This is a genomic window from Pseudomonas sp. NPDC096950 (assembly GCF_044762525.1).
GTDB lineage: Bacteria > Pseudomonadota > Gammaproteobacteria > Pseudomonadales > Pseudomonadaceae > Aquipseudomonas.
In genome coordinates this window covers 20699-34787 of sequence record NZ_JBIWEL010000004.1, presented here as the reverse complement: position 1 = coordinate 34787, position 14089 = coordinate 20699, and the positions used below count along the sequence as shown (strand labels likewise).

The window sequence follows — 14089 nt, the reverse complement described above, 5'->3', positions numbered from 1 at the left end:
TTGTCCCTGCTTCCCATGACAGACATTCGGCCTCGAATGTTCTAATTTTTTCGACCAGTAAAGGGCGTCATTGCTGCGAGTAGACCACTCCCGATCAGCGATCGCTTTTGACCCGATATTCATTCAAAGCCCTGACCCAAGCGCCGCCCTCGGCCCCTGAAACGCTGCCGATTCCCGCGTTCAGGCGCCACGCCGTATCTGAAAAGCACATTTTTCATCGTCAACCACCCCCGAATTCACAAAGCAGGTTCTTCGATGCAATTCAGCGATTTGATGGCCGTTCTTTCTCTGCACCCGATCCGTCTCCAACTGGATGATGGCGACCTTGTGATCCTGGGCGATGACGAAGGGCTGGACAGCGCGCTGTGGGACAGTCTTGGCGTGCATAAGAACGAGTTGATCGCGCTGGTTACGAAAAATGGCGGCGACTGGCTCAGCCCGGCGTTCCGCATAACCCCGGACATGCTGCCCCTGGCCAGCCTGAGTCAGGCCGAAATCGACCGCATCGTTGAAACCGTGCCCGGTGGCGCCGGCAATGTGCAGGACATCTACCCGCTCGCGCCGTTGCAGGAAGGCATTCTTTACCATCACCTCGCCGCCGAGCAGGGCGACCCGTACGTGTTGCAGGCGCTGTTCGGCGCCGAGCAGCGTTCGCACCTCGAACACTTTACCCAGGCCTTGCAAGGCGTGATCAATCGTCACGACATCCTGCGCACTTCGGTGGTGTGGGAAGGGCTCGACGAGCCGGTGCAAGTGGTCTGGCACGCGGCAACCCTGCCTTTGGAAGAATTAGCGCTCGACCCGACCCAAGGCGACATCCTCGGGCAACTGCGCCAGCGCTTCGACACCCGCCAGCATCGTCTGGACGTGGGCCGGGCGCCGCTGATGCGCCTGGTCTGCGCCCAGGACCTTGAGCACAACCGTTGGGTCGCGATTCTGTTGTTCCATCACATGGCCCTGGACCACGCGGCACTGGAACTGGTGCAGCATGAAATGCAGGCGTTCCTGCTCGGCGAGGGCGACGCGTTGCCCGCCGCGATGCCGTTTCGTAACTACGTGGCGCAGGTACGGTTGGGTGTTGGCCGCGATGCGCATGAGGCGTTTTTCCGCGACATGCTGGGCGAGGTCGATGAGCCGACCTTGCCCTTCGGCTTGGCGGATGTGCCCGAACTCGAGCCGGTCATCGAAGAGGTGCATCTGTCGGTCGATGCCTCCCTCAGCCTGCGCCTGCGCGCCCAGGCCCGGCAGTTGGGCGTGAGCGCCGCGAGCCTGCATCACTTGGCATGGGCGCGGGTGTTGGGGTGTGTTTCGGGCCGTGAAGATGTGGTGTTCGGCACCGTGCTGATGGGCCGGATGCAGGGCGGCGATGGTTCGGATCGGGCCTTGGGCATGTTCATCAATACCCTGCCGTTGCGGGTGAAACTGGCCGGGCAGGGCGCGCGGGACAGCGTCAAAGCCACCCATGCCGACCTCGCGGCGCTGCTCGGCCATGAACACGCCTCGCTGGCACTGGCCCAGCGTTGCAGCGGGGTGCCGGCACCGGCTCCGTTGTTCGGTTCGCTGCTCAATTATCGCCACAGTGGCACCGCGCAGGTGCCGACCACGGAGTCGCTGAAAGCGTGGGCGGGATTGCAGTCGCTGGGCGGTGAGGAGCGCACCAATTATCCGTTGACCTTGTCGGTGGATGACCTCGGCGAAGGGTTCAGCCTGAGCGTGCTGGCGTTGGCCGAAATCGGTGCGCAACGGGTCGGCGACTACATGCTGACCGCGCTGGCAGGACTGGCCCGGGCGCTGGAGCAGACGCCGGAGTTGCCGCTGCATCAGCTCAGCATTTTGCCGGACGCCGAGCGTCAGCACGTGTTGCTGGATTTCAATGCGACCACGCGCAGCTATCCGCAGGATCGGACCGTGCATGGGCTGTTTGAAGCGCAGGTTCTGGCGCATCCCGATGCGACAGCGGCGATCCACAACGGGCAACGCCTGACTTATCGTGAACTCAACGCCAGGGCCAATGGCCTGGCTCATTACCTTGTAGACCTCGGTGTGCGACCGGGCGAATCCGTGGCGATTTTGCTGGAGCGATCCCTTGAATTACTGATCAGCCAGTTGGCCGTACTCAAATGTGCTGCGGTCTACGTGCCGCTGGACATCAGTGCGCCGATTGAGCGTCAGGATTTCATGGTGCAGGACAGCGGGGCACGAATGGTGCTCACGTTGAGCACGGAATCCGTATCCGAAGGCGCTCGACGCGTGGACCTGGACACCGTTTTGCTCGATGACTTGGCTACTGACCCGCACCTGCCACAGTCCAGCGAATCGCCGGCCTACGTCATGTACACCTCGGGCTCGACCGGCACGCCGAAGGGCGTTTTGGTCCCACACCGAGCGATCAACCGACTGGTGATCAACAACGGCTACGCCGACTTCAACGCCGAGGATCGCGTGGCGTTTGCCTCGAACCCGGCCTTCGACGCCAGCACCCTCGACGTCTGGGCACCGCTGCTCAATGGCGGTTGCGTGGTGATCGTCGAGCAGGATGTGCTGTTGTCCCAAGAACGTTTTCGCGCGCTGCTGCTGGAGCAAAAGATCAGCGTGTTGTGGATGACCGCCGGTTTGTTCCATCAATACGCCGCTGGTTTGATGTCGGTGTTTGGTCAATTGCGTTACCTGATTGTCGGCGGCGATGTGCTCGATCCGGCTGTCATTGGTCGTGTTTTGAAAGAAGGCGCACCGCAACACCTGCTCAATGGCTACGGCCCGACGGAAGCGACCACGTTCACCACGACCTATGAAATCAAGGCCGTGGGCGAGGGCAGCATTCCGATTGGTCGCCCGGTCGGCAACACCCGGGTTTATGTGCTGGACGCCTACCAGCGGCCAGCGCCCGTCGGTGTGGCGGGCGAGTTGTATATCGGTGGCGACGGCGTGGCCAAAGGGTATTTGAACCGTCCCGAGTTGACCGCCGAGAAGTTTGTCGCCGACCCGTTCAGCGCAGACCCAAGCGCTTTGCTTTATCGCACCGGTGACCTGGCCCGTTGGCTGGCGGACGGCAATGTGGAATACCTGGGTCGTAATGACGATCAGGTGAAGATCCGTGGTTTCCGCGTCGAACTGGGCGAAATCGAGACCCGGTTGAGCGAGTGCGCGGGGGTGAAAGACGCCGTGGTCCTGGCGCGGCAGGACGAAGCAGGCCCCAAACGGCTGGTCGGCTATGTGATTGCCGAGCCCGGCGTGAACCTGTCAGCGCAAGACCTGCGCGCCGAACTGGTCGCCGCGCTGGCCGAGTACATGGTGCCGAGCGCCTTCGTGGTGCTGGAAACCTTCCCGCTGACCGCCAATGGCAAGCTCGACCGCCGCGCATTGCCGGCCCCGGACGCGGACGCTTACGCCAGTCGCGAGTACGAAGCGCCACAAGGTGAAGTCGAGGAAACCCTCGCACGCCTGTGGGCCGACGTACTCAAGGTTGAACGCGTCGGTCGTCACGATCACTTTTTCGAACTCGGCGGTCATTCGTTGCTGGCGGTGACGCTGATCGAGCGCATGCGCCAGGCTGAATTGAGCGCCGATGTGCGCATCCTGTTCAGCCAACCCACTTTGGCGGCATTGGCCGCCGCTGTGGGTAGCGGCAAGGAAGTCAGCGTTCCGGTGAACCTGATTCCGCTCGACTGCACGCACGTCACCCCGGACTTGCTGCCCCTCGCTTCCCTGACCCAGGACACCATCGACCGCATTGTCGCGACCGTCCCCGGCGGTGCGCGCAACGTGCAGGACATCTACCCGTTGGCGCCGTTGCAGGAAGGCATCCTTTATCACCATTTGGCCGCCGAGCAGGGCGATCCGTACGTATTGCAGACCCAGTTCGCGTTCGAAAACCAGGAACGTCTCGACGCGTTCATTCAAGCGCTGCAGGTGGTGATCGATCGCCACGACATCCTCCGCACGGGCGTGGTGTGGGATGGCCTGGAAACCCCGGCCCAAGTGGTCTGGCGCGAAGCGAAGTTGCACCTTGAACAGGTCACTCTCGACCCGGCGGCCGGCGATGCCGTGGCGCAGTTGAGCCAGCGCTTCGACCCGCGCCATCACCGGCTCGACGTCAGCCAGGCCCCGATGATGCGCCTGGCTTTCGCGCAGGATGAAGCGAATCAGCGCATTGTCGCGACGCTGCTGTTCCACCATATGGCGCTGGACCACACCGCCATGGAAGTGGTGCAGCACGAGATGCAGGCGTACTTGCAGGGTGACGCGGATCAACTCACCGACGCCGTGCCGTATCGCAACTATGTGGCCCAGGCGCGACTTGGTGTCAGTCGCGAGGAGCACGAAGCGTTTTTCCGCGAGATGCTTGGTGATATCGACGAGCCGACGCTGCCGTTCGGTTTGCAGGATGTGCAGGGCGATGGCCGGGATATCGAAGAACATGCCCGGTTTGTCGAGACGGCGCTGGACCTGCGATTACGAGCTCAAGCGCGCCAACTCGGCGTCAGCGCGGCGAGCCTGGTTCACCTCGCGTTTGCCCAGGTGCTGGGCAAGGTGTCGAGCAAGCAGGACGTGGTGTTCGGTACGGTGCTGATGGGCCGGATGCAGGGCGGCGACGGTGCCGACCGGGCGCTGGGGATGTTTATCAATACCTTGCCGTTGCGGGTGGATGTTGGCGCCCAAGGTGTGAAAGCCGGGGTCAAGGCGACTCATGCAAGGCTGACCGCATTGCTGGGCCATGAGCATGCCTCGCTGGCATTGGCGCAACGTTGCAGCGGCGTATTGGCGCCGTTGCCGCTGTTCAGCGCGCTGCTCAACTACCGCCACAGTGCGACGGGCGCGGTATCAGCCCAGGCCGTGGACGCGTGGCGTGGCATGCAAGTGCTGAGTGGTGAGGAACGCACCAACTATCCGCTGACGTTGAACGTGGATGATTTGGGTAACGGCTTCAAGTTGACGGTGTTGGTAGCCGCGCAGGTTGGGGCGGCGCGGGTTTGCGCGTATATGCAGGCGGCGCTGGAAGGGTTGGTGTTGGCGCTGGAGCAGACGCCGCAGGCTGCGTTGTATCGGTTGCCGATTTTGCCGGTGTTGGAACGTGAGCAATTGTTGGTTGGGTTCAATGCGACTGAGGCGTTGTATCCGCTGGACGAGACGGTTCATGGGTTGTTTGAGGCTCAGGTTGAGCGGACGCCGGATGCGGTGGCGGTGGTTCATGGATTAAAACACCTGAGTTATCGCGAGCTGAATGAACGGGCGAACCGCTTGGCGCATTACCTGCGCGGGCAGGGTGTAAAACCTGATTCGCGGGTGGCGATTTGTGTTGAGCGTTCGGCGGAGATGGTCGTTGGGTTGCTGGCGATTTTGAAGGCGGGTGGCGGTTACGTGCCGCTGGATCCGGCGTATCCGCTGGATCGGATTGCCTACATGCTGGAGGACAGCGCGCCGGCGGTGGTGTTGGCGCAAGCTTCTACACTGGGCTTGTTGGCCGAAGCTTCGATGCCGGTCATCGACCTGGATAGCGGCATTTGGCAGGACGAATCCGTCGCCAATCCTTTAATTGAAGGGCTGACGTCGGCGCATCTCGCTTACGTGATCTACACCTCGGGTTCGACCGGTTTGCCGAAAGGCGTGATGATCGAACACCGCAATACCGTGAACTTCTTGACCTGGGCGCATCGCTCATTCAACAGCGAAACCTTGGCGAAAACGCTGTTCTCGACTTCTTTGAACTTCGACTTGGCGGTCTATGAATGCTTCGCGCCGCTGACGTCCGGCGGCAGCATTGATGTCGTCACTAATGTGCTGGAACTGCGCCACGACATCACCCTGATCAACACCGTGCCGTCGGCGCTCAAAGCGTTGCTGGAATCCGGGGGTCTCAGCGCCAAAGTGCACACGGTCAACGTCGCCGGTGAAGCGCTCAAACGCAGCCTGGTAGAAAGCCTGTTTGAACAAACTGGCGTCCAGCGCCTGTGCAACCTCTATGGCCCCTCGGAAACCACGACCTACTCAAGTTGGGTCTCGATGGACCGCGAAGACGGTTTCGCCGCACACATCGGCAAACCCGTGGCCAACACCCAGTTCTACTTGCTGGATGAACACCAACAACCGGTTCCTTTAGGCGTGCCGGGTGAAATCTACATCGGCGGCGCCGGCGTGGCTCGCGGCTATCTGAACCGCGACGACCTGACCGCCGAACGCTTTCTCACCGACCCATTCCGCACCAACGCCCGCATGTATCGTACCGGCGACTTGGGCCGCTACCTCCCCGACGGCAACATCGAATACCTCGGCCGCAATGACGATCAAGTCAAAATCCGCGGCTTCCGCATCGAACTCGGCGAGATTGAAGCCAAACTCGCGCAACACGCCGACATCCACGAAACCGTGGTGCTGGCCCGCGAAGACGTGCCGGGTGAAAAACGCCTGGTCGCCTATTACACCGCACAAGCATCGCTGGACATCGACGCACTCCGCCGTCACCTGCAAACCCAACTGCCGGACTACATGATCCCGGCCGCCTACGTCCATCTCGACAAGCTGCCCCTGACGCCCAACGGCAAACTCGACCGCAAAGCCTTGCCAGCCCCGGATTCAGCCGCCGTCATCACCCGCACTTACGAAGCCCCGGTCGGCGAAGTCGAAATCGCCCTCGCACACATCTGGCAAGACCTGCTCGGCCTGCCACAAGTCGGCCGCCACGACCATTTCTTCGAACTCGGCGGCCACTCGCTGCTGGCCGTCAGCCTGGTCGGCCGCATGCGCCAGCTCGGCCTGTCGGCAGATATTCGCGTACTGTTCGGCCAACCAACCCTGGCAGCCCTGGCTGCTGCGGTGGGTGGCGATAACGAAATCGTCGTACCGGCGAACAATATTCGCCTGGGCTGCACCCACATCACCCCGGACATGCTGACCCTGGTCAAACTCGACCAGGACGCCATCGACCGCATCGTCGCCACTGTCTCGGGCGGCGCGCGTAACGTGCAGGACATCTACCCGTTGGCGCCGTTGCAGGAAGGTATTCTCTACCACCACATCGCCGCGTCTCAGGGCGACCCCTATGTGCTCAAAGCCACGTTCACCGTCGCCGATCGCGAGCGTCTGGACGCCTTCGCCCATGCCCTGCAAGGCGTGATCGACCGCCATGACATCCTGCGCACCTCGGTGGTGTGGCAAGGCCTCGACGAGCCGGTGCAAGTGGTGTGGCGCAAGGCGCAACTGGCGGTCGAGGAAATCAAATTTGACGCCGGTGAAGGCGAGATTGCCGATCGCTTGCGCGCACAGTTCGACACACTGCATTACCGACTCGATATGCAGCAGGCGCCGTTGATGCGCATCGCGTTCAGCCAGGACGTCCCCAACCAGCGTTGGGTCGCCATGCTGCTGTTCCACCACATGGCCCTCGATCACGTCGCGCTGGAAGTGGTGCAGCAGGAAATGCAGGCGCATCTGTTGGGGCAGGCCGACCAATTGGGCGACGCGGTGCCGTATCGTAACTATGTCGGCCAGGCGCGCCTGGGCGTCAGCCGCGAGGAGCACGAAGGGTTCTTCCGTGACATGCTCGGCGATATCGACGAGCCGACCTTGCCGTTCGGTTTGCAGGATGTGCGCGGCGACGGCAGTGATATTGAAGAATCCGCGCTGGACCTCAGCGCCGACCTGAGCCGCCGTCTGCGGGCCCAGGCCCGTCAGTTGGGCGTGAGCGCCGCGAGCCTGCATCACCTGGCCTGGGCGCAAGTGCTGGGTCGGGTGTCGGGTCGTGAAGACGTGGTGTTCGGCACCGTGCTGATGGGCCGGATGCTGGGCGGCGAGGGCGCGGAACGGGCGTTGGGGATGTTCATCAACACCTTGCCGCTACGGGTCAGCCTCGGCGAACTCGGCGTGCGCGACGGGGTAAAAGCCACCCACGCGCGGTTGAGCGGTTTGCTCGGGCACGAACATGCCTCGCTGGCCCTGGCGCAGCGTTGCAGCGGCGTGGTCGCGCCATTGCCGTTGTTCAGCGCCTTGCTCAATTACCGCCACAGCGCCGCCCATGCGCATTCAAGCGAAACCCTGACGGCGTGGGAGGGGATCGAATCCCTGAGCAACGAAGAACGCACCAATTACCCGCTGACCCTGTCGGTGGACGATCTGGGCGAAGGCTTCCGCGTGACGGCGCTGGCGATGCCGCAAATCGGCGCCAAGCGAATCTGTGCCTACCTGAATACCGCGCTGGAACATTTGGTTGATGCGTTGGAGCAGGCGCCAAACACCGCGCTGCTCAGCCTGCCGATCCTGCCGCCTGCCGAGCGCGAGCAACTGCTGGTGGACTTTAACGCCACGACACGCAGCTACCCGCAGGACCAGACCGTTCATGGACTGTTTGAAGCGCAGGTTCTGGCGGCTCCGCAAGCCACAGCGGCGGTTCATGACACGCAAAGCCTCACGTACAACGAACTCAACATCCGGGCCAATCAACTGGCCCACCACCTGATCAGCCTCGGTGTACAACCGGGGGATCGCGTGGCGATTCTGCTGGAGCGTTCCCTTGAGCTGTTGGTCAGCCAGTTGGCGATCCTCAAATGTGCCGCGGTGTATGTGCCGCTGGACATCAGCGCGCCGATTGAACGCCAGGGCTTTATGGTGCAGGACAGCGGGGCAGCGATTGTGCTGACGCTGAGCGCAACGACGGTGCCCGAAGACGCGGTGCGCGTGGATCTGGACACCGTTGCCCTCGATAACCTGACCGCTGACCCGCAACTGCCACAGTCCAGCGAAGCGCCGGCCTACATCATGTACACCTCGGGCTCGACCGGTACGCCAAAGGGCGTTTTGGTCCCGCACCGGGCGATCAACCGCTTGGTGATCAACAACGGCTACGCCGAATTCAACGCCCAGGACCGGGTGGCCTTCGCCTCGAACCCGGCCTTCGACGCCAGCACCCTCGACGTCTGGGCGCCGTTGCTCAATGGCGGTAGCGTGGTGATCGTCGAGCAGGATGTGTTGCTCTCGCAAGAACGCTTCAGCGCATTGTTGCTTGAGCAGAAAATCAGCGTGTTGTGGATGACGGCGGGTCTGTTCCATCAATACGCCGCCGATTTGCTGCCGGTGTTCGGCCAGTTGCGCTACCTGATCGTCGGTGGCGACGTGCTCGACCCGGCAGTCATCAGCCGTGTATTGAAAGACGGCGCACCGCAGCATCTGCTCAACGGCTACGGCCCGACGGAAGCCACCACATTCTCCGCGACCTACGAAATCAGGAAAGCCGGCGAGGGCAGCATCCCGATTGGTCGCCCGGTGGGCAATACGCGGCTTTATCTGCTGGACCCACAGGGCAGCCCGGTGCCAATTGGCGTCGCGGGCGAGTTGTATATCGGCGGCGACGGCGTGGCCAAAGGTTATCTGAATCGCCCCGAGCTGACCGCCGAGAAGTTTTTGGCGGACCCGTTCAGCACTGCGCCGCAAGCCTTGCTCTACCGCACCGGCGACCTCGGTCGCTGGCTGCCGGATGGCAACGTGGAATACCTGGGCCGTAACGATGACCAGGTGAAAATCCGTGGTTTCCGTATTGAACTGGGCGAGATCGAGGCGCGATTGGGCCAGTGTGCCGGCGTGAAAGACGCCGTGGTGCTGGCGCGACAGGACGAATCAGGGCCAAAACGCCTGGTGGGTTATGTGATAGCCCAACAAGGCGTAAGCCTGTCAGTACAAGACCTGCGCGCCGAACTGGCCGCTTCGCTGGCTGACTACATGGTGCCCAGCGCCTTCGTGGTGTTGGACCTGTTTCCGCTGACCGCCAACGGCAAACTCGATCGCCGCGCGCTGCCGGCGCCAGACGCAGACGCCTACGCCAGCCGTGAATACGAGGCGCCCCAGGGCGACGTCGAGGAAACCCTTGCACGCCTGTGGGCCGACGTACTCAAAGTTGAACGGGTGGGTCGTCACGACCACTTCTTCGAACTCGGTGGCCATTCGCTGCTGGCGGTGACGCTGATCGAGCGCATGCGCCAAGCCGAATTGAGCGCCGATGTGCGTGTGCTGTTCAGTCAGCCGACCCTGGCGGCACTGGCGGCGGCGATCGGCAGCGGCAAGGAAATAACGGTTCCGGCGAACCTGATTCCGCTGGACTGCGAACACATCACCCCGGACTTGCTGCCCCTCGCGACTCTGACCCAGGAAACCATCGACCGCATCGTCGCCACCGTCCCCGGCGGTTCCCGCAATGTGCAGGACATCTACCCGCTGGCGCCGCTACAGGAAGGCATCCTCTATCACCACTTGGCCGCCGAGCAGGGCGACCCGTACGTTTTGCAAACGCAATTCGCCTTCGACAGCCGCGAGCGTTTCGACGCGTTCGTCCAGGCCTTGCAGGTGGTTATCGGTCGCCACGACATTCTGCGCACCTCCGTGGTCTGGGAAGGGCTCGATGAGCCGGTGCAAGTGGTTTGGCGCGACGTCCTGCTGACCCCGGAACACATCGAACTCGACCCGGCTGCCGGCGATGTTTCCACGCAACTGGGCACGCGTTTCGATGCGCGGCACTACCGCCTCGACCTGCGTCACGCGCCACTGATGCACCTGGCGTACGCCCACGATGCAGCGCAAAACCGCTGGGTGGCGATCCTGCTGTTCCATCATTTGGCGCTGGACCACACCGCGCTGGACGTGATGCAGCACGAAATGCAACTGCACCTGCTGGGTCAGGACGATCAGCTCGGCGAAGCAATGCCGTACCGCAACTATGTGGCCCAGGCGAAATTCGGTCTGAGCGCCGATGATCACGAGGCGTTCTTCCGCGAGATGCTTGGTGAAGTCGACGAGCCAACACTGCCATTCGGCCTGCAGGATGTGCAGGGCGACGGGCATGGCATCGACGAGGCGCGTCAGCCTGTGGATCTGGCGCTGTCCAAACGCCTGCGGGCCCAGGCGCGGCAGCTCGGTGTGAGCGCCGCCAGCCTGGTGCACCTGGCCTGGGCGCAAGTGCTGGGCAAGGTGTCCGGCAAACAGGACGTGGTGTTCGGCACTGTGCTGCTGGGCCGTTTGCAAGCCGGCGACGGCGCGGATCGGGCGCTGGGGATGTTCATCAACACCTTGCCATTGCGCGTTGATGTCGGGGCCCAAGGCGTGAAAGCCGGGGTCAAGACGACCCATGCGCGGCTCACCGCGTTGCTCGGCCACGAACACGCTTCGCTGGCCCTGGCCCAGCGTTGCAGCGGTGTGACCGCGCCGACGCCGCTGTTCAGTGCGTTGCTCAACTACCGGCACAGCTCTGGCGAAGTCACCGAGGAAGCCATGTCCGCATGGCAAGGCATCGCGGCGCTGGGTGGCGACGAACGCACCAATTACCCGTTGACGTTGAACGTCGACGACTTGGGTGAAGCCTTTCACCTGACTGCTTTGGTCGCCCAACCGATCGGCGCCGAGCGTATTTGCGGGTACATGCAAGTTGCGCTGGAGAATCTGGTCGCAGCGCTGGAAATCGCGCCGCACACCCCACTGCAGGCGTTGACCGTGCTGCCAGCCGCCGAGCGAGAGCAGTTGCTCGAAACCTGGAACACCACCGACGTTCTCTATGAACATGACGCGCTGATCCACCACCAATTCGAAGCCCGGGCCGCCGCGCAGCCCGACGCCGTGGCCGTGGTCTATGAAGACCTGAGCCTGACCTACGGCGAACTCAACGCCCGCGCCAACCAGATGGCCCATCGTTTACTGGCACTCGGCGTGCGCCCGGATGATCGGGTGGCGATCTGCGTCGAGCGCGGTCTGGAAATGATTGTCGGCCTGCTGGGCATCCTGAAATCCGGTGCCGGTTACGTGCCGCTGGACCCGGCTTACCCGGCCGAGCGCATCGCCTACATGCTCTACGACAGCGCCCCGGTGGCACTGCTGACCCAGTTGCCGTTGCGCGATCAGCTGCCGCAAATGAACATCCCGACGCTGCTGCTCGACCTGATCGAAGCCAGCCACGAAGCGCCGCCCGCGCAACACAACCCGGACATTCCGGGCCTGACCTCGGCGCATCTGGCCTACGTGATCTACACCTCCGGCTCCACCGGTCTGCCCAAAGGCGTGATGATCGAACACCGCAACGTCGCGCGGCTGTTCTCGGCGACCCAGCCGTGGTTCAACTTCGGCCCGCAGGACGTGTGGGCGCTGTTCCATTCCTTCGCCTTCGATTTCTCGGTCTGGGAAATCTGGGGCGCGCTGACCCACGGCGGCCAGTTGCTGGTGGTGCCGCAACTGGTGAGCCGCTCGCCGCAATACTGCTATGAGCTGTTGTGCGAAGCCGGGGTGACCATCCTTAACCAGACGCCGAGCGCCTTCCGCCAGTTGATCGCGGCCCAGGGCGAAATCGACCTGAGCCACAGTCTGCGCCAGGTGATCTTCGGCGGCGAAGCCCTGGAAACCGGGATTCTCAAGCCTTGGTATGCCCGAGCGCAGAACGCGCACACGCAACTGGTCAACATGTACGGCATCACCGAAACCACGGTGCACGTGACCTATCGCGCCCTCGACGCGGCCGATGCGCAATTGATCGGCGTGAGCCCGATTGGCGGGCGCATTCCCGACCTGCAACTGTACGTGCTGGATCCCCAGCGTGAGCCAGTGCCGGTCGGCGTGATCGGCGAAATGTACGTCGGTGGCGCCGGTGTGGCGCGGGGCTATTTGAACCGCGACGAACTCACCGCCGAACGCTTCCTCGACAACCCGTTCAGCGCCGAGCCAGGCGCGCGGATGTACCGCACCGGCGACCTCGGTCGCTGGCTGGCGGACGGCAGCGTCGAATACCTGGGGCGCAACGATGACCAGGTGAAAATCCGTGGTTTCCGCATCGAACTGGGCGAGATCCAGGCCAAACTCGCCGCGTGCAACGGCGTGCGCGAAGCCGTGGTGCTGGCCCGCCAGGACACCGGCGACAAGCGTCTGGTGGCGTATGTGATTGCCAAGGAAGGTGAGCAATTGACGGCCGCCGAACTGCGAGCCGAACTCCTCGAAACGCTGGCCGATTACATGGTGCCGAGCGCGTTCGTAACCCTGACGTCATTCCCGTTGACCACCAACGGCAAGTTGGACCGTCAGGCGCTGCCGGTGCCGGATCAATCCTCGGTGGTCAGTCGCGCCTATGAAGCCCCCCAAGGCGAGGTCGAGATTGCCATCGCGAAGATCTGGCAAGACTTGCTGCAACTGGAGCAGGTCGGTCGCCACGACCATTTCTTTGAACTGGGCGGGCACTCGTTGCTGGCGGTGAAACTGATCGAGCGCATGCGTCAGGTCGATCTGGCGGCGGACGTGCGTGTGCTGTTCGGTCAACCGACCCTGGCGGCACTCGCCGCAGCGGTCGGCGGCACGGTTGAAATCGTGGTGCCTGCCAATGGGATCCCGGACGGTTGCACCCGCATCACGCCGGACATGTTGCCGCTGGCGACGCTGACCCAGGATGAAATCGACCACGTGGTGGCGGCAACTCCCGGTGGCGTGGCCAATGTGCAGGACATCTACGCCCTGGCGCCGTTGCAGGAAGGGATCTTGTATCACCACCTCGCGGCGGCAAAGGGCGATCCATACCTGCAATACGCGCTGTTTTCCTTCGACAGTCGCGATCGCCTGGCCAATTTCGCCAACGCGCTACAAGGCGTGGTGTCGCGCCACGATATTTTGCGCACCGGCGTGGTCTGGGAAGGCCTGGACGAACCGGTGCAAGTGGTCTGGCGCGCGGCGCAACTGGGGCTGGACGAGATTGTGCTGGATCCGACGGCGGGGGATATCGTCGAGCAACTGCGCGAACGCCTCGACCCGCGCCACTACCGCCTGGACATCCGCCAGGCGCCGATGATGCGCATCGGCTATGCCGAAGACCCGGCGAACAATCGCTGGATCGGCATGCTGCTGTTCCACCATATGGTGGATGACGCGACGTCGCTGAGCATGCTCACCGCCGAGATCGAAGCGCACATGCTCGGTCAGGAGCAGCTGCTGGGCACTTCGGTGCCGTACCGCAACTATGTGGCCCAGGCACGCCTGGGTATCAGCCGCGAAGACCATGAAGTGTTCTTCCGCGACATGCTCGGCGACATCGACGAGCCAACATTGCCATTCGGCCTGCAGGATGTGCAGGGCGAAGGGCGGGATA

General features: G+C 63.0%; 1 protein-coding gene (only partly in view). It reads left to right on the top strand.

The features are described from left to right. The first annotated feature begins 255 nt into the window (after window positions 1–255). Window positions 256–14089 carry the 5' end (the start) of a non-ribosomal peptide synthase/polyketide synthase gene (locus ACIQY3_RS09325; RefSeq protein WP_403018790.1) on the top strand. It continues 17000 nt past the right edge of the window, so 13834 of the gene's 30834 nt are visible here — the first part of the coding sequence; it begins with the start codon at window positions 256–258; its stop codon lies beyond the right edge, outside the window.